Raw genomic sequence first — 15976 nt, 5'->3', positions numbered from 1 at the left:
CGTCAAACCTGTTCGTTGTTGCGGGTTTCGCCCGGCGGCGCGCTTTCGACCTTGAGCGGCGGCGCCCATGCGGGACGCTGCGCTTCCTGCTCGTCGGTGACGAGATCGCGATCGCCCCTGACCGGATTGCCGAGCATCGGGAAGCCGAGCGCTTCGCGCGAATCGTAGTAAGCCTGCGCGACGAGACGCGACAACGCGCGGATGCGGCCGATATACGCCGCGCGCTCCGTTACGGAAATGGCGCCGCGCGCATCGAGCAGATTGAACGTGTGGCCGGCCTTCAGCACGAGTTCATAGGCGGGCAGCGCGAGCTTCGCTTCGATCATCTTCTTCGCTTCTTCTTCGTAGCTCTTGAAGAAAGTGAAGAGCAGATCGACGTTCGCGTGCTCGAAGTTGTAGGTGGACTGCTCGACTTCGTTCTGGTGATAGACGTCGCCGTAGGTCAGGCGGCGCAATTCCTTGCCATTCGGGCCGTCTTCTTCCCATTCGGTCCAGATGAGGTCGTACACGTTCTCGACCTTTTGCAGGTACATGGCGAGGCGTTCGAGACCGTAGGTGATTTCGCCGAGCACGGGCTTGCAGTCGATGCCGCCCGCCTGCTGGAAATACGTGAACTGCGTCACTTCCATGCCGTTCAACCACACTTCCCAGCCGAGACCCCACGCGCCGAGCGTTGGGTTTTCCCAGTCGTCTTCGACGAAGCGCACGTCGTTCTGCTTCAGGTCGAAGCCGAGCGCTTCGAGCGAGCCGAGATACAGATCGAGGATGTTGTCGGGCGCGGGCTTCAGCACGACCTGATACTGATAGTAGTGCTGCAGGCGGTTCGGATTTTCACCGTAGCGGCCGTCTTTCGGGCGGCGCGACGGTTGAACGTAGGCCGCGCGCCACGGCTCGGGGCCGATCGCGCGCAGGAACGTATGGACGTGCGAGGTGCCCGCGCCGACTTCCATGTCGATCGGCTGGAGGAGCGCGCAGCCCTTCTCGTTCCAGTAGGACTGCAGCGTCAGAATGATTTGCTGGAAAGTGAGCATGATTGCCTTGTGCGGGGCGCGGCCATCGTCGTGACGACGCGACTCGGAGGCTCGGCCGAAGTGCTGAAACGTTGAATTTTAGCCGAATGGAGTGGCGGGTGCGGCTTTTTGGGAGGAGGGTGAAGCGTACGCGCCGCGCCGCAGCGCGCGACGCGGCTTTGTTTCAAGCGGTGTTCAGCGCGTGCCGGAGCGTTTCCGGTTCGGCGCAAACGCGAACCCGAACGCCAGCAGCACGAGCGACACCGCGATCACCGTCATATTCCCGCTCGTCACATACGGCGTGTTGCCCGACGTGCCTTGCACACGCGCTTCGAGCACGCCGGTCGTGAATGTCGGCAGCTTCGACATGACATCGCCGTTCGCCGCGATCGCCGCCGTCATGCCGGTGTTGGTCGCGCGCAGCATCGGCCGGCCGGTTTCGATCGAACGCATGCGCGCGATTTGCAAGTGCTGGTCGAGCGCAATCGTATTGCCGAACCATGCGAGATTCGTCGAGTTGATGAGAATGCCCGCGGGCGTTTCCTGATCGCGAATCGTCTTTGCGATCTCTTCGCCGAAGATGTCCTCGTAGCAGATATCGACGGCGACCGGCTGGTTATGCACGAGGAACGCCTTCTGCGCGATCGGCCCGCGCGCGAGATCGCCGAGCGGAATGCCCATCATGCGGACGAACCAGTGAAAGCCGAGCGGCACGAATTCGCCGAAGGGCACGAGATGATGCTTGTCGTAGCGATACACGCCGTTCACGTGCGGCGTGACGCCGAAGAGGCTGTTGGTGAAATCGGTCGCGCGGCCATCGGGAAGGATCGTGACGCCGATCGCGCCGAACAGGATCGACGAGTTCGTATCGTCCGCGAAGTTGCGTATCGCCACTGCGAAATCCTGCGGAATCTGCACGGACAAAATGGGCAGCGCGGTTTCCGGCGTGACGATCAGATCGGCGGGTTTCGCGGTGATGAGCCGCTTGTAGAGCGCGAGCGATTCATCGACGCCCGCCTGTTCGAACTTCATCTCCTGCTTCACGTTGCCTTGCAGAAGCCGCACGTCGAGCGGCGCGTTGGCGGGCGTGGTCCATTGCACGAGCGACAGCAGCATGCCCGCGACGATCAGAAGAAGCGCGACGACACCCGGCGCGAACGCGAGCCGCCGTGTCTTGCGAACGTGATACACCGCCTGCACGACGAGCGCCGCGACGAGCGCGAGCACCCAGCCGACGCCATACACGCCGACGATCGCGCCGAAGCCCTTGAGCGGCCCGTCGACCTGCGCATAGCCGCTCGCGAGCCACGGAAAGCCGGTGAACACCAGACCGCGCAGCCATTCGCCGAGCGCCCACGCGCTCGCGAACGCGAACGCGCCGTGCCACGTCGGCGCATGACGCGGCGATGCGTCGATGTCGCGCGCGGTGGCGGCGTCTTCATCGCCGAAACGCGCGCGCCCCGCGACGAACGACCACGCCACCGCGGACAACGCCGGATAGAGCGCGAGATACAGCGAGAACAGCGCGACCGCGGCGGCGGCGAGCGGCGCGGCCATGCCGCCGTACACGTGCATGCTCACGTAGAGCCACCACACGCCCGTCACGAAGTTGCCGAAGCCGAACGCCCAGCCGGTTGCGGCGGCGCTCTTCCAGCCGTTCGTGCGCGAAAGCCACGCGAAGAACAGCGCGAAGATGACGAGTTCCATCCAGCCGCCATGCGGCGTCGGCGCGAACGAGAGCGTGTTGACGGCGCCGAGCACGGCGGCGACGAGGTAATGCCAGAACGGCAGCGCGCGCGGCGCCGTGGCGGTCACGGAGACGTCGCGTTGACGGGAGAGAAAGGGAAACGATGAATCGGCCATTGATGACGGTCGAGATGAAACGGAAGCGGGCGAATGGATTAGGGCGAACGGATGAGGGCGGGCGCCCTTCGATCGGGTCGCCCGCCGTGCGCTTAGTCGCGCAATTCGTCTTCGTCGTCGCCCGATTGATGATGTTGCTGCGCCAGATTCGGCACGCGCCTCACGAGGATAACGTGAATCTGCCGGGCGTCGCCGCGCAGGATCTCGAACACGAAATCGTCGATGCGCACCTTTTCGCCGCGATGCGGTACGCGCCCGAAGCGATGCGTGACGAGACCGCCGATGGTGTCCACTTCGTCGTCGGAGAAATCGGTGCCGAATTCGTCGTTGAACTGTTCGATGCCGGTGAGCGCGCGCACGCGATACTTGCCGTCGGGCGTCGCGATGATGTTGCCGGCTTCCTCGTCGAAATCGTATTCGTCCTCGATATCGCCGACGATCTGCTCCAGCACGTCCTCGATGGTGATGAGGCCCGCCACGCCGCCGTATTCGTCGACGACGATCGCGATGTGATTGCGGTTCACGCGAAAGTCGTGCAGCAGCACGTTCAGGCGCTTCGATTCCGGAATGAAGACGGCGGGGCGCAGCATGCCGCGCACGTCGAATTCCTCTTCGGCGTAGTAGCGCAGGAGGTCTTTCGCGAGCAGCACGCCGATGACGTTGTCGCGATTGCCTTCGTACACGGGATAGCGCGAGTGTGCTTTTTCGAGCACGAAGGGGATGAACTCGGCGGGCGTGTCCGCGATATTGATGGCGTCCATCTGGGCGCGCGGAATCATGATGTCGCGCGCGCAGAGATCGGACACCTGAAAGACGCCTTCGATCATCGAGAGCGAATCGGCGTCGAGCAGGTTGCGCTCATGCGCGTCCTGAAGCACTTCGAGAAGCTCGTCGCGGGATTCGGGCTCGTGCGAGATGAAATCGGTCAAGCGTTCGAGAAGCGAGCGCTTTTCCTGCGGTTTGTCGGAATGGCGTCGACTGGGATAGGGTTCGTTCATAGCGGGGCGCCCGGAAGCGACCGGGCGCGGGTTTGCGGAAAGTTAAGCATACACCAGGGAAAAACGCGGGCTGCGTGGCGCGGCGCGCATGTTTCGGTTTGTGTTGAGAAGCATCTTGTCACGATGAGGCGGAATCACAGGAAAGCGCTGACATCGGTGCCGAATCGTTCGGCCAACGCCTTCGCGACGCTCTTGCTGATGGCGCGGCGGCCGGCGAGGATGTCGCTGATAACGGTTGGCGAAGCGATGTCGGCCAGGTCCTTCTGCTTCAGGTCGTGCGTGTCCAGCAAATAGCGAAGGACGTCCTTCGGCTCGGCTCTCGGCAGGTCCGGATGATGCGATTCCCACACTTCGATGAGGTCCGTGACCACGCCGAACAAATCGGCGAGCGATCCTTCTTCGTCGTCGAGGTGATCGGCCAGTTCGTTGGCGAGCGCAACCATCCTGCGATAGTCGTCGTCGCTGCGAATCGGCTTGAGGAAGACCTGGCCTTGTAACGTGGACCAGGTTTTCGCGAATTCGGGAATGCCTCCCGAATGGCTATGAGCTTTCATTTGCCTCTGTTTGCTTCGGTCCATTGATCGTACTGTTTGTGTGTGAACACATGACGAACGAACAACATTTGCCGATTGAAGTGAATCGCGGCGATGACGCGAAAGTTGTTGCCGCCGATATCGAACACGTAGTACTGGGGCGGAACGTAGTCGATGGAGCTGAAAGTTTTCCTGAGCCCGCTCAGGTCGTCTGCCTGACACTTACTTGCCAATCTATACCAAGCGAAGAGAGAACTCCTGGCGGCCGAGTGCTTATCAACGAATTCTTCCAGCACCTTCTTCGAAATCACCCGCATCCTGCCTTCCCTTCCCGAAAGATCTCGCTTTGAATTCCACTTTATTCGCAAAACGCGAAGTTCGCAAGATGCGAAGTTCGCGTGGCGTTCATCGTGCCTCTGGCGAAGACCTTAACGGAAAGAATGGGCGCGATGAAGGTCCGCCCCCCACCGCTGGCCGAACGGCCGATGCACAACAACAAATTTCATACGGATCACTGCGGCTTTTGCGCCTGGCATCGCCTCAACAACGCCTCCAGCGCCCGGTCCGGCATGCCGCTTTCTCTCAGCGCCTCGACCGTCCGGCTGACGTAATCGAGTGTCGTGCCGTAGCGGCCGCTCGCGCATCCCAGCACCGTGCGCACGATCGGATCGGCGAGCTTGCCCGTGTATGAGGCCGCTTCGCGCCGCATCACGAATGCGAGCGCCTCGACGCGCCGTCCGTCCGCAAGCGTGCACGGCAGCCACGCGGGCCGGTACGAGCCCATCGCCATTTCACGGCGCCACAATACGTCGAGATGTTCGGTCGCGCCGGCGCCCTCGAGACGAAACGCCATGCCGGTGCACGAGCCGCCGCGATCGAGCGCGAGCACGAGGCCCGGCTGCTCCGGCGTGCCGCGATTCACCCGCGACCACAGATACAGCCCGCGATGATAGCCATGCACCTTCCCGCGCACGGCTTCGACCGTCGGCAGCCCGGGGTTCCAGATCAGCGATCCGTAGCCGAAGAGCCACACGTCCGACTGGCCATCCCAATGCGCGAACGCCGCTTCGCGAGACGCCGCGAGTTCGGCCTCCGTCCACAGTGCGGAATCGCCGAGCGCGGGCGGATAGCCGGCGTCGGGCGCAGACGCAATGTCAGTGAGTGAAGGGGAGTCGGGCGTCTTGTCGTTCACGGCGTTTTCAACACATCGAGGACATCGGACGGGCTCAGGTCAAGGGCACGTAAGGATCGGAAAATCCCAGAGATTGCATGATATCCGTCTCGATCGATTCCATCTCTTGCGCCTCGCTCTCGACTTCATGGTCGTAGCCCTGCGCATGCAGCGTGCCGTGGACGATCAGATGCGCGTAATGCGCCGCGAGCGGCTTGCCCTGTTCGGCCGCCTCGCGCTCGACCACCGGACAGCACAGAATCAGGTCGCCCGCGACGGGATCGTCCTCGGACTCCGCATAGGCGAAGGTGAGCACGTTCGTCGCGTAATCTTTCTGCCGATACGTGCGGTTGAGCATGCGGCCTTCTTCCTCGCTGACGAAGCGCACGGTCAGTTCGGCGTCGGCGAAGAGCGACGCCTTGATCCAGCGCACGACCGTCGCGCGCGGCAGGATTGCCTTGTGCGACGGAAACGCCTTCGCGGCGGGAAACTGCAAGGTGAGCGTGAGGCGCGGCGTCATTCGGACTTGTGCTGCGACTGTTGCGCCTGGCGCGCGGCCTCGGCCAATGCGGCGTCTTTCTGCGCCTGCGCATCGTAAGCCTCGACGATGCGCGCGACGAGCGGATGCCGCACCACGTCCGCCGAGGTGAAATGCGTGATCGCGATGCCGCGCACTTCCGACAGCACGTGCTGCGCCTCGATGAGCCCGCTCTTCTGTCCGCGCGGCAAATCGACCTGCGTCGTGTCGCCGGTGACGACCGCCTTCGAGCCGAAGCCGATACGCGTCAGGAACATCTTCATCTGCTCCGGCGTGGTGTTCTGCGCCTCGTCGAGAATGATGAACGCGTGGTTCAGCGTGCGGCCGCGCATGTAGGCGAGCGGCGCGATTTCGATCATCTGGCGCTCGAACATCTTCGCGGTCTTGTCGAAGCCGAGCAGATCGTAGAGCGCGTCGTACAGCGGTCGCAGATACGGATCGACCTTCTGCGCGAGATCGCCCGGCAGGAAACCGAGCCGCTCGCCCGCCTCGACGGCCGGACGCGTGAGCACGATGCGCTTCACCTGATCGCGTTCGAGCGCATCGACCGCGCACGCCACCGCGAGATAGGTCTTGCCCGTGCCCGCCGGCCCGATGCCGAAGGTCACGTCGTGCTGAAGAATCTGCTTGAGATATTCGCGCTGCGCCGGCGTGCGGCCGCGGAGATCGGCGCGTCGCGTGTAGAGCTTCGGACCGTGATCCTCGTCTTCGCCGAGATCCATCGTGGCGCTCGGTTCATCGAAGGGATGATCCGGATCGTCGCCGCGAAAACGCGGATCGACTTCGCCGCCTTCGCCGTTGGCCTCGCGCGCTTCCCGCGCACGGCGGGTGGCATGGCGCGCCTCGACCAGCGCAAGTTGAATATCGTCGACGGAAATCGGATCGCGCGCGCGATTGTAGAAGTTTTCGAGCGCGGCGAGCGCGACTTTCGCGCCACGGCCACGAATCGAAATCTTGTGGCCGCGCCGCGAAAGCGTCACGTCGAGCGCCTGCTCGATCTGCCGCAGGTTCTCGTCGAGCGGGCCGCAGAGGTTGGCGAGCCGCGCGTTGTCCTCGCGCGGTGCGGTGAATTCCAGATGCTGCGTAGGAGCGTTCTTCAAAGTGTGCTGTCTTCAATAAGCGACTGCGGTCGTCTCTGGCGCGAGCACCAGTTCGCCGCGCAGCGAATGCGGATACGCGTGCACGATCTTCACGTCGATCATCTGCCCGATCAGGCGCGCGTGCGATGCCGCCGGCGCGGGGAAATTGACGACGCGATTATTCTGCGTGCGGCCCGCGAGCTCGTTCGGATCCTTGCGCGCCGGGCGTTCGACCAGAATGCGCTCGGTTTTGCCGACCATCGAAGCGCTGATGCGCTGCACGTTTTCCTCGATCGTCGCCTGAAGATGTTGCAGGCGTTTGAGCTTGACTTCGCGCGGCGTGTCGTCGTGCAGATTCGCGGCGGGCGTGCCGGGGCGCGGGCTGTAGATGAACGAGAAGCTCGTGTCGTAGCGCATCTCGTCGACGAGCGCCATCATCTTGTTGAAATCTTCCTCGGTCTCGCCGGGAAAGCCGACGATGAAGTCCGTCGACAGCGACAAATCCGGGCGAATCGCGCGCAGCTTGCGGATGACTGACTTGTATTCGAGCACGGTATAGCCGCGTTTCATCGCCATCAGGATGCGGTCGGAGCCGTGCTGCACCGGCAAATGCAGATGCGACACGAGCTTGGGCACCTTCGCGTAGGTGTCGATGAGACGCTGCGTGAATTCCTTCGGATGCGACGTGGTGTAACGAATGCGTTCGATGCCCGGCACTTCGGCGACGTACTCGATGAGCGTCGCGAAATCCGCGATTTCGGACGAACCGAGCGTCAGCGCGCCGCGGTAAGCGTTCACGTTCTGGCCGAGCAGCGTGACTTCGCGCACGCCCTGATCCGCCAGGCCGGCGATTTCGGTGAGCACGTCGTCGAGCGGGCGCGAGACTTCTTCGCCGCGCGTGTACGGCACGACGCAATAGCTGCAATATTTCGAGCAGCCTTCCATGATCGACACGAACGCGCTCGGGCCGTCGACGCGCGCGGGCGGCAAGTGATCGAACTTCTCGATTTCCGGGAACGAGATGTCGACCTGCGCGCGGCCGGTGGCGCGGCGCTGATCGATCATCGCGGGCAGGCGATGCAGCGTCTGCGGGCCGAATACGAGATCGACATACGGCGCGCGCGCGACGATCGACGCCCCTTCCTGGCTCGCGACGCAACCGCCGACGCCGATCAGAAGATTCGGGTTGGCTTCCTTGAGCTCGCGCACGCGGCCGAGATCGGAGAACACTTTCTCCTGGGCCTTCTCGCGCACCGAGCACGTGTTGAACAGAATGACGTCCGCGTCTTCGGGCGTGTCCGTCTTGACGAGTCCTTCCGCCGCGCCGAGTACGTCGACCATCTTGTCGGAGTCGTACTCGTTCATCTGGCAGCCAAAGGTCTTTACATAAACTTTCTTGGTCATGAATCGTCGCCGGTCGCAGTGGTTAACCTGGGGGCGCTGGTTAGGGATTGAAGGGTTTTGCGAGCGCTTCTACCGTGAACGGCCCGCTTTTTACTGCAATTTAGCCCGATATTATAGCGCCGGCGGCCATTCCTGACGGCGTTAGGCGCTTGTCCGGCGGATAGGCAAGCTCGCCGAGCAACTCGTCCGTGTTGGTGCGGAAGCGCTCGACCAGAAAGTCCAGCAGCACGCGCACGCGCGGCGCCATGTAGCGGTTCGCGTGGAAGAGGGCGTGGACGGCGGCCTCGTGCGTGCACCAGTCGGGCAGCACCATCCTGAGCGTGCCGGCGCGGACATCGGCCGCGATATCCCAGATCGACTTGTGCGCGATGCCGTGCCCGGCGAGCGCCCACTCGCGCAGCAGGGCGCCGTCGTTGGTTTCCCAGGCGTCCGCGAGCGGGATCGTGTACGCGTAACGCTCGTCGCCGCGCACGAAACTCAGTTCGTTGAGCGGCCCCGCAGCCGTGACCACGACCAGGAAATCGTGCCCGACGAGTTCGGCGGGCGTCGCCGGCACGCCTTTCTTCGCGAGATAGTCCGGCGACGCGCACAGCACCCGGCGATTCGGCGCGAGCGCGCGCGCGGCGAGCCCGCTGTCGGGCGGCGCGCCGAAGCGGATCGCGAGATCGATTTCTTCCTGCAGCAGATTCGACACCGAATCCGACAGCGTGAGCGCGAACCGCACGTCCGGATGCAGCGCGCTGAATTCGTCGAGCCAGCCGCGCAGCAGCGAGCGCCCGAAATTCGAGGTCGCCGAAATGCGCACCTTGCCGCGCACGACGTTCTGGCCGGCCTGAAGCGCGGCTTCGGCGTCGTCGATCGCCTGCAGCGCGATGCGGCAATGCTGCAGATACAGACGGCCTTCGTCGGTGACGCGCAACTGGCGCGTCGTGCGCTCGAAGAGCCGCGTGTGCAGCGCCTTTTCGAGCTTGATGAGGCGCGCGCTTGCCGCCGCCGGCGATAGCCCGAGCTTGCGCCCAGCCGCCGACAGGCTCCCCGCCGCCGCCGCTTCCACGAAAAGGCGCATGTCGCCGAGCCGATCCATCGTCATTTTCAATCTGCCTTTGATAATGATTCAAAGCGTAGACCAATTCTCAAAAACGTGCGCGGCTCGCACAATGCACGGCAATCGCAACCTTCACGCGGTTCACGGAGCGTTCAAGCCATGCAACTCGATCACGTCACGCTCGTCGCGCCCGACTGCGATCCGCTCATGCGCTTTTTCGTCGATATCGCCGGGATGCGCGTCGGGCCGCGGCCGCCTTTCGGCGTCGGAGGCTACTGGCTGTATCTCGGCTCGCGCCCGGCGGTGCATCTGATCGCCTCGGGCGTCGGCGCTTCGGCCAGCAGCCCGGCCGCGACGCGCATCGACCATCTGGCGCTGCGCATCGACGAAGAAATCGAGTGGCGCGCCTTGCTCGAACGCCTCGACTGTCACGGCTACGCCTATCAGCTCGCCGACGTGCCGCTCACGCGCGAGCGGCAGCTTTTCGTGCGGCTGGCGCCGGCTGTCGTCATCGAATTCGTGACCGCGGAATCCTGAATCTGAACTGGAGTCACCATGCCTCTTCCGCTTCTCGCGCTGGCGATCAGCGCTTTCGCCATCGGCACGACGGAGTTCGTCATCATGGGCCTGCTGCCCGACGTCGCGCGCGATCTCGCCGTGTCGATTCCGTCGGCGGGCCTGCTCGTCACCGGTTACGCGCTGGGCGTCGCGGTCGGCGCGCCGCTGCTCGCCGTGCTGACCGCCAGAATGCCGCGCAAGCTTGCGCTGCAACTGCTGATGGCCGTGTTCATCGTCGGCAATGTGCTGTGCGCGGTCGCGCCGGGTTACGGGCTGCTGATGGTCGCGCGCGTCGTGACCTCGTTCGCGCACGGCTCGTTCTTCGGCATCGGCGCGGTCGTGGCCGCGTCGCTCGTGCCGGCGGACAAACGCGCGAGCGCCATCGCGCTGATGTTCACCGGGCTCACGCTCGCGAACGTGCTGGGTGTGCCGTTCGGCACGTTCATTGGTCAGGAACTGGGCTGGCGCGCGACGTTCTGGATCGTCGCGGGCCTCGGCGTGCTCGCGGCGCTCGGCGTCACGGCGCTGGTGCCGAACCGGCACGACGCCGCGCCGAGCGGCCTGGGCCGGGAAGTGCGCGTGCTGCGCGACCCGCAAGTCTGGCTCGCATTGACGATGACGGTGCTCGGCTTCGGCGGCGTATTCGTCGTGTTCACCTACATCGCGCCGATTCTCGAACAGGTCGGCGGTTTCTCGCCGCGCGCCGTCACGCTGATTCTGGTGCTGTTCGGCGCCGGTCTGACGATCGGCAATACGATCGGCGGCAGGCTCGCCGACCGCGCGCTGATGCCCTCGCTGATGGGCATTCTCGCCGCGCTCGCCATCGTCATGGCGGTGTTCGCGAAGACGAGCCACAGCCAGATCGGCGCGATCGTCACGATTTTCGTGTGGGGCATCGCGGCGTTCGCGACGGTGCCGCCGCTGCAGACGCGCGTCGTCGAAAAAGCGAAAGACGCGCCGAATCTCGCTTCGACGCTCAATATCGGTGCATTCAACGTGGGCAATGCCGGCGGCGCGTGGCTCGGCGGCGCGGTCCTGACGCACGGCCATGCGCTCGATGCGCTGCCGTGGGCCGCGGCGCTCGTCGCGCTGGCCGCGCTCGGCGTGACGTTCTGGGCCGCGCGGCTGGACGCGCCGCGCATTACATCCGAAGTAAAAGCGGCCGACGCCTGCTGAGCGCTTATCATGTTGGCTCAACGTAATCCGAGCCAACATGATCGATCATCTCATCTGCGATTGCGACGGCGTGCTCGTCGATAGCGAAGTCATCGCGGATCGCGTGATGCTGGACGTCCTCACCGAGACGTTTCCCGGCATCGACTTCAAACCGGTCGTCAAGACGGCCTTCGGGCAGCAAACGTCGCGCTTTCTCGCGCATCTGGAGACCCGGTTCGGCATTGCCATGCCGCCGAATTTCGTCGATACGATCGAGGCGCGCGTCTCCGTGGAGCTGGCGCGCTCGGTCGGACCGATCGCGGGCGTGCGCGCCGCGCTGGAAGGCTGCGGCCTGCCGGTCGCGGTCGTGTCGAACAGCCGGATGGAGCGCGTGCGCGCGTCGGTGCGGCGCGCGGGGCTGGCCGAGATCGTCGGCGCGCGGGTGTTCAGCGCGCAGCAGGTCGAGCGGCCGAAGCCTTATCCGGATGTTTATCTGCTCGCGGCGCGCACGCTCGAAGTCGATCCGGCGCGCTGCCTCGTCGTGGAGGACAGCGTCGCCGGCCTGACGGCGGCGCGCGCGGCGGGCATGAAGACCATCGCGTTCGTCGGCGCGAGCCATATTCCGTCCGGCTACGCTCAGGTGCTGCGCGAAACCGGCATCACGCGGATCATGGAGCACATGAACGAACTGCCCGCGCTCGTCGCGGCGGGCGTGCGCGGGGATTTCGGCGACGTGCTTTCCTGAGTTTTAAGCCACTTCTTCGACCGCTTCGACAGCCGATTCACGCGCGGCCGCCAGCGCCGCGCGGAATTCGACCAGTTCCGCGATGGTCAGCATCGGCAGGCCGTGTTCCTTCGAGAAGCGCTCGACTTGCGCGCCGCGCGTCATCGTGCCGTCGGCGTTCATCAGTTCGCACAAAACGCCTGCGGGCTTGAGGCCGGCGAGGACGGCCAGATCGACCGTGCCTTCCGTGTGGCCGCGCCGCGCGAGCACGCCGCCCGGCATCGCGCGAAGCGGGAAGACATGACCGGGACGGACGATATCGCCCGGCTTCGCGTGATCGGCGATGGCCGCGCGAATGGTCGTCACGCGATCGGCCGCCGACACGCCCGTGGTCACGCCTTCGCGCGCTTCGATCGACACGGTGAACGCGGTGCCGTAGCGGCTGCCGTTGGCGGCGGCCATCGGCGGGAGTTCGAGCGCGCGCACTTTTTCGTCGGGCAGGCACAGGCACACGATGCCGCTGCATTCGCGGATCAGAAGCGCCATCGTGGCGTCGGTGAGCTTTTCGGCGGCGACGATCAGATCGGCTTCGTTCTCGCGATCGTCGTCGTCCTGCAACACGACGGGGCGGCCTTCGCGCATGGCGTCGAGCGCGGCGGCGATGCGCGACGGAATATCGAACGATGCGAGTTGCGGGAGATCGGCGGAGGCGTCATCGGCGATGACGGCGGGTGCGGCGAACGACAGGCTGCTGGTGGCTTGGGTCTGGGACATGTGAAACGCTCTCGCGCAAAAATTAAGCGAAAAACGTTTCAGGGCATTGCAAACAGACAGAACGGCACCCCACGGCGACGCTTGAGCGGCGTCGTCCGGATAGACGCGATGGATGGATCGCGACGGGGAACGAACATGACCATCTGCACATCTTCTCTCATCCGGACTATGACCGTCGGCTCTGGCGTCTCACCAGATCTGCTGACCCCGCGCATGGTGCCGGCGCGGGCGCTCGCGGGCTCATGGTCCGGCCGCGAAGCCTCGCCACATACCGCCGGTGGGGAATTGCACCCCGCCCTGAAGACGTACTGAATGCCTTCGGGCCGAATGACCCGTCAGCTTTTTTAGGATACCGCACGCGCCGGTTTTTTGCACCGCCGCATGCGTCATATGCTTTGCGCAAAGCGACATATGCGATTCGGCCCTCAGCTATCCGCCCAGGCCTTCGCCGCGTTGACCGCGCGCCGCCACCCGGCAAGACACGACTTGATCTCGCGTGCGGGCATCGACGGCGCGAAACGCCGTTCGAGCTGCCATTGCGCCTTCAGCTCGTCGATATCTTTCCAGTAGCCGACCGCGAGCCCCGCGAGATAGGCCGCGCCGAGCGCTGTCGTCTCGGCGACGCGTGGGCGCGCCACATCGACGCCGAGCAGGTCCGCCTGAAACTGCATCAGCAGATCGTTCGCGCAGGCGCCGCCATCGACGCGCAATTCGCCGATCCGCATGCCCGAGTCCGCCTCCATTGCCTTCAGCACGTCGAGCGATTGATACGCGATCGAATCGAGCGCCGCGCGCGCGATATGGCTCGACGTGGTGCCGCGCGTGACGCCGAACAGCGAGCCGCGGGCGCGCGCGTTCCAGTGCGGCGCGCCGAGTCCGGCGAACGCGGGCACGAAATAGACGCCGTCGCTATGCGGCACGCCGCGCGCGAGCGTTTCTATTTCGCTCGCGCGGCGGATGATGCCGAGCCCGTCGCGCAGCCATTGCACGACCGCGCCCGCGATAAAGATGCTGCCTTCGAGCGCATAGTTCACCCGATCGCCGATCTGCCACGCGATCGTCGTGACGAGGTTGTTGCGCGACTCGATCGGCTTCTCGCCGGTGTTCATGACGAGAAAGCACCCCGTGCCGTAGGTGTTCTTCACCATGCCGGAGTCCGTGCACATCTGGCCGAAGAGCGCGGCGTGCTGATCGCCGGCAAGCGACGCCAGCGGGATGTCCGCGGCGAACACCGTGCCTTGCGTCGCGCCGTACACCTCGGACGACGTGCGCACTTCGGGCAGCAGGTTGCGGGGAATATCGAATGCGTCGAGCAGTTCGTCGTCCCAGCGCCGCTCGTGGATATTGAAGAGCATGGTGCGCGAGGCGTTCGTGATATCGGTGACATGCAGGCCGTGCCGCGTGAAATTCCACATGAGCCAGCTATCCACGGTGCCGAAGGCGAGCCGTCCTTGCCGCGCTTTGTCGCGCGCGCCTTCGACGTTGTCGAGAATCCAGCGGATCTTCGTCGCGGAAAAGTAGGCGTCGATGGGCAGGCCGGTCTTTGCGCGTACCATCGCTTCGAGCCCGCGCGACTTGAGTTCGTCGCAAAATCCGGCCATGCGCCGGTCCTGCCAGACGATCGCGTTATAAACCGGCTTGCCCGTTTCTCGGTCCCAGACGATCGTGGTTTCGCGCTGGTTCGTGATGCCGACCGCCGCAATCGACGAGGCATGCACCCCCGCGCGCGTGACGGCTTCAGCGGCGACGCCCGCCTGCGTCGACCAGATCTCCAGCGGGTCATGCTCGACCCAGCCCGCTTGCGGATAAATCTGCCGGAATTCCTTTTGCGCCACGGACACGACGTTGCCATGCCTGTCGAACAGCATGGCGCGCGAACTGGTGGTGCCCTGGTCGAGCGCGAGAACGTACTGATCCTGCATGGTCTCCTCCGGTCTGGTCGGACGTGGATGCGTTGTCCGTCTGCGCAATCTATCGGAGCGAGGCCGCGCGGACAACCTGGCCGAATGGCATAGGCCGCGCGACGTCTTTCGCATTGTGCGCAAAATGCCTATGCCGTCTGGACGAGTGGCGCACCCGTGCCGATGGGCCGATACTGGCGGCACCAGATCGAACGAAGGGTGAGTGCGATGCAAATGAGGTTGGTTTCAGGCCTGCTCGGCGCGGCGTTGCTAGCGGGCTGCGTGGGTACGCCGAGTCTCGATGGCTCGATGGGCGCGCCGTCGTTCAGCGCGCTTCAAGGCATGTGCGCAACGTCGCTGGTCGATTACGGCCCGGACGCGCAATCCGTCTACTCGGCCTTCTTCGATGCTTATGTGGCCGAGCGGCGCGGCGGGCTGTCGAAAGAGCGTTTCTGCGCGTTCCAGACGGCGATCGCCGAACGGTATCGCGCCTATCGCGCGAATCCCGGACCTGAGGCGCAAAGCGCCTGGGCGAGCTTCTTCCTCGATCAGCGCGCGCAGGCGTTGAGCTGGCGTGCAGCGGTCGACCCCACGCTGCGAGCCGGTTGACGGGTTTGCTTCGAAGTGAGGAGAGATGAAACGGACGCGGCGGCCTGCCGCGCCCTGAGTCCCTGCTGCGCGTGCTACGAGTAACGCTTGAAAGCCTTGACGGTGGAGTCGCCGGTGGCGGTAAGGCGCCACTGTTGACGTCCGGAGGCGAGATTCTCGAGCTGAACGAGCTGGCGTTCGAGCAGGGCATCGAGTTCTTCGCGTTCCATGTCGACCTGATTGGGTGCTTCCTGAACCAGTAGCAGCGTGGCAAATTCGTGCGGACTCAGCATTGTGTTCTCCATGACGACCGAACGGCATAAGCAGCCGGCTTTGTAAGCCGGATCTTTTTGCTTCGAAACGTTGTACGGGGAAACTGAAAAAACCGCCGGGCAAAGGCGTTGATTTTGTGCTGCATTTGCCGGGAATTGTGATTGTAGGCAAGCGTCTGACAAGTGCCAAATTTGCAGCGAAAATTTTGGCTTTGACTTTTTGTCCATGCGGAGGCGGTCCTCTGCGCGCGCGATTTCGGAGAATCAACCTTAACTTCGTGCGGCGGCGCACACAAAGACGGCGGTCTGCGCGGAGCGCGAGTCGGCCAAGCTTCGAGCGATTCATGCGCACCACTCATTAAT

The 15976-nt window shown here is 64.3% G+C and carries 17 protein-coding genes and 1 riboswitch; of the genes, 4 read left to right on the top strand and 13 right to left on the bottom strand.

The window, feature by feature from the left end; all coding sequences use genetic code 11:
- Window positions 1-2 precede the first annotated feature (2 nt).
- The 10 genes from glyQ to AWB70_RS00460 all read right to left on the bottom strand — a co-directional run bounded on the left by glyQ (window position 3) and on the right by AWB70_RS00460 (window position 9680).
- The gene (gene glyQ / locus AWB70_RS00505; RefSeq protein ID WP_014190474.1) at window positions 3-1031 is read right to left on the bottom strand and encodes a glycine--tRNA ligase subunit alpha; all 1029 of its coding nucleotides are present in this window, start codon (window positions 1029-1031) and stop codon (window positions 3-5) included.
- Between the two features lie 174 nt (window positions 1032-1205).
- Entirely contained in the window at window positions 1206-2873 is a 1668-nt protein-coding gene (gene lnt, locus AWB70_RS00500) for an apolipoprotein N-acyltransferase (protein ID WP_053567458.1), read from the bottom strand.
- A 92-nt stretch (window positions 2874-2965) separates the two neighbouring features.
- The gene (locus tag AWB70_RS00495; RefSeq protein WP_014190476.1) at window positions 2966-3871 is read right to left on the bottom strand and encodes a CorC family transporter; all 906 of its coding nucleotides are present in this window, start codon (window positions 3869-3871) and stop codon (window positions 2966-2968) included.
- A 134-nt stretch (window positions 3872-4005) separates the two neighbouring features.
- Window positions 4006-4425 carry a helix-turn-helix domain-containing protein gene (locus AWB70_RS00490; protein ID WP_053567459.1) on the bottom strand — a complete coding sequence of 140 codons (420 nt, stop codon included), beginning with the start codon at window positions 4423-4425 and terminating at the stop codon, window positions 4006-4008.
- Window positions 4422-4721 (bottom strand): type II toxin-antitoxin system HigB family toxin, encoded by a 300-nt coding sequence (locus AWB70_RS00485; protein WP_053567460.1) that lies wholly within the window; start codon window positions 4719-4721, stop codon window positions 4422-4424. Before AWB70_RS00485 ends, AWB70_RS00490 begins: the two co-directional genes overlap by 4 nt.
- A 194-nt stretch (window positions 4722-4915) precedes the next feature.
- Window positions 4916-5596, bottom strand: a complete 681-nt coding sequence (locus AWB70_RS00480) for a gamma-glutamylcyclotransferase (RefSeq protein ID WP_082378026.1) — start codon at window positions 5594-5596, stop codon at window positions 4916-4918.
- A gap of 34 nt (window positions 5597-5630) precedes the next feature.
- On the bottom strand, window positions 5631-6095 hold the full coding sequence (ybeY, locus tag AWB70_RS00475; protein ID WP_053567461.1) for an rRNA maturation RNase YbeY: 465 nt from the start codon (window positions 6093-6095) through the stop codon (window positions 5631-5633).
- On the bottom strand, window positions 6092-7213 hold the full coding sequence (locus AWB70_RS00470; RefSeq protein ID WP_053567462.1) for a PhoH family protein: 1122 nt from the start codon (window positions 7211-7213) through the stop codon (window positions 6092-6094). The genes ybeY and AWB70_RS00470 overlap by 4 nt, the downstream gene beginning before the upstream one ends.
- 12 nt (window positions 7214-7225) lie before the next feature.
- Complete coding sequence (gene miaB / locus AWB70_RS00465; RefSeq protein ID WP_053567463.1) at window positions 7226-8596, bottom strand: tRNA (N6-isopentenyl adenosine(37)-C2)-methylthiotransferase MiaB; 1371 nt, start codon at window positions 8594-8596, stop codon at window positions 7226-7228.
- A 100-nt stretch (window positions 8597-8696) separates the two neighbouring features.
- Window positions 8697-9680 (bottom strand): LysR family transcriptional regulator, encoded by a 984-nt coding sequence (locus AWB70_RS00460; RefSeq protein ID WP_053567464.1) that lies wholly within the window; start codon window positions 9678-9680, stop codon window positions 8697-8699.
- A gap of 120 nt (window positions 9681-9800) precedes the next feature.
- Between AWB70_RS00460 and AWB70_RS00455 the strand changes: the two genes are divergently transcribed.
- Genes AWB70_RS00455 through AWB70_RS00445 form a run of 3 tightly spaced genes read left to right on the top strand, consistent with a single transcriptional unit; the run spans window position 9801 to window position 12099 of the window.
- Complete coding sequence (locus tag AWB70_RS00455; protein ID WP_053567465.1) at window positions 9801-10178, top strand: VOC family protein; 378 nt, start codon at window positions 9801-9803, stop codon at window positions 10176-10178.
- An 18-nt stretch (window positions 10179-10196) separates the two neighbouring features.
- Window positions 10197-11375, top strand: coding sequence for an MFS transporter (locus AWB70_RS00450; protein WP_053567466.1), 1179 nt, complete (start codon window positions 10197-10199; stop codon window positions 11373-11375).
- Window positions 11376-11412: 37 nt separating this feature from the next.
- Entirely contained in the window at window positions 11413-12099 is a 687-nt protein-coding gene (locus AWB70_RS00445; RefSeq protein WP_014190484.1) for an HAD family hydrolase, read from the top strand.
- A gap of 3 nt (window positions 12100-12102) precedes the next feature.
- On the opposite strand, the gene ribB is transcribed toward AWB70_RS00445, so the two are convergent.
- Both ribB and glpK read right to left on the bottom strand, forming a co-directional pair.
- On the bottom strand, window positions 12103-12852 hold the full coding sequence (gene ribB, locus AWB70_RS00440) for a 3,4-dihydroxy-2-butanone-4-phosphate synthase (protein WP_053567467.1): 750 nt from the start codon (window positions 12850-12852) through the stop codon (window positions 12103-12105).
- 145 nt (window positions 12853-12997) lie between these two features.
- Window positions 12998-13161: riboswitch (FMN riboswitch) on the bottom strand.
- A gap of 116 nt (window positions 13162-13277) precedes the next feature.
- Complete coding sequence (glpK, locus tag AWB70_RS00435) at window positions 13278-14774, bottom strand: glycerol kinase GlpK (protein ID WP_053567468.1); 1497 nt, start codon at window positions 14772-14774, stop codon at window positions 13278-13280.
- A gap of 207 nt (window positions 14775-14981) precedes the next feature.
- Between glpK and AWB70_RS00430 the strand changes: the two genes are divergently transcribed.
- Window positions 14982-15362: a hypothetical protein gene (locus AWB70_RS00430; protein WP_053567469.1), complete on the top strand. Its 381-nt coding sequence runs from the start codon at window positions 14982-14984 to the stop codon at window positions 15360-15362.
- A 74-nt stretch (window positions 15363-15436) separates the two neighbouring features.
- Here the strand turns inward: AWB70_RS00430 and AWB70_RS00425 are convergent, their stop codons facing one another.
- Window positions 15437-15634 carry a hypothetical protein gene (locus AWB70_RS00425; RefSeq protein ID WP_008351420.1) on the bottom strand — a complete coding sequence of 66 codons (198 nt, stop codon included), beginning with the start codon at window positions 15632-15634 and terminating at the stop codon, window positions 15437-15439.
- Window positions 15635-15976: the final 342 nt, after the last annotated feature.

Source organism: Caballeronia cordobensis (assembly GCF_001544575.2).
Taxonomy (GTDB): Bacteria; Pseudomonadota; Gammaproteobacteria; order Burkholderiales; family Burkholderiaceae; genus Caballeronia; species Caballeronia cordobensis.
This window is presented reverse-complemented; position numbering and strand designations above follow the sequence as displayed.

Bases quoted from the DNA above. Each gene is read 5' to 3' on its own strand.
- glyQ (WP_014190474.1), bottom strand. From the start codon at position 1,031: ATGCTCACTTTCCAGCAAATCATTCTGACGCTGCAGTCCTACTGGAAC.
- lnt (WP_053567458.1), bottom strand. From the start codon at position 2,873: ATGGCCGATTCATCGTTTCCCTTTCTCTCCCGTCAACGCGACGTCTCC.
- AWB70_RS00495 (WP_014190476.1), bottom strand. From the start codon at position 3,871: ATGAACGAACCCTATCCCAGTCGACGCCATTCCGACAAACCGCAGGAA.
- AWB70_RS00490 (WP_053567459.1), bottom strand. From the start codon at position 4,425: ATGAAAGCTCATAGCCATTCGGGAGGCATTCCCGAATTCGCGAAAACC.
- AWB70_RS00485 (WP_053567460.1), bottom strand. From the start codon at position 4,721: ATGCGGGTGATTTCGAAGAAGGTGCTGGAAGAATTCGTTGATAAGCAC.
- ybeY (WP_053567461.1), bottom strand. From the start codon at position 6,095: ATGACGCCGCGCCTCACGCTCACCTTGCAGTTTCCCGCCGCGAAGGCG.
- miaB (WP_053567463.1), bottom strand. From the start codon at position 8,596: ATGACCAAGAAAGTTTATGTAAAGACCTTTGGCTGCCAGATGAACGAG.
- AWB70_RS00460 (WP_053567464.1), bottom strand. From the start codon at position 9,680: ATGGATCGGCTCGGCGACATGCGCCTTTTCGTGGAAGCGGCGGCGGCG.
- AWB70_RS00455 (WP_053567465.1), top strand. From the start codon at position 9,801: ATGCAACTCGATCACGTCACGCTCGTCGCGCCCGACTGCGATCCGCTC.
- AWB70_RS00450 (WP_053567466.1), top strand. From the start codon at position 10,197: ATGCCTCTTCCGCTTCTCGCGCTGGCGATCAGCGCTTTCGCCATCGGC.
- AWB70_RS00445 (WP_014190484.1), top strand. From the start codon at position 11,413: ATGATCGATCATCTCATCTGCGATTGCGACGGCGTGCTCGTCGATAGC.
- ribB (WP_053567467.1), bottom strand. From the start codon at position 12,852: ATGTCCCAGACCCAAGCCACCAGCAGCCTGTCGTTCGCCGCACCCGCC.
- glpK (WP_053567468.1), bottom strand. From the start codon at position 14,774: ATGCAGGATCAGTACGTTCTCGCGCTCGACCAGGGCACCACCAGTTCG.
- AWB70_RS00430 (WP_053567469.1), top strand. From the start codon at position 14,982: ATGCAAATGAGGTTGGTTTCAGGCCTGCTCGGCGCGGCGTTGCTAGCG.
- AWB70_RS00425 (WP_008351420.1), bottom strand. From the start codon at position 15,634: ATGCTGAGTCCGCACGAATTTGCCACGCTGCTACTGGTTCAGGAAGCA.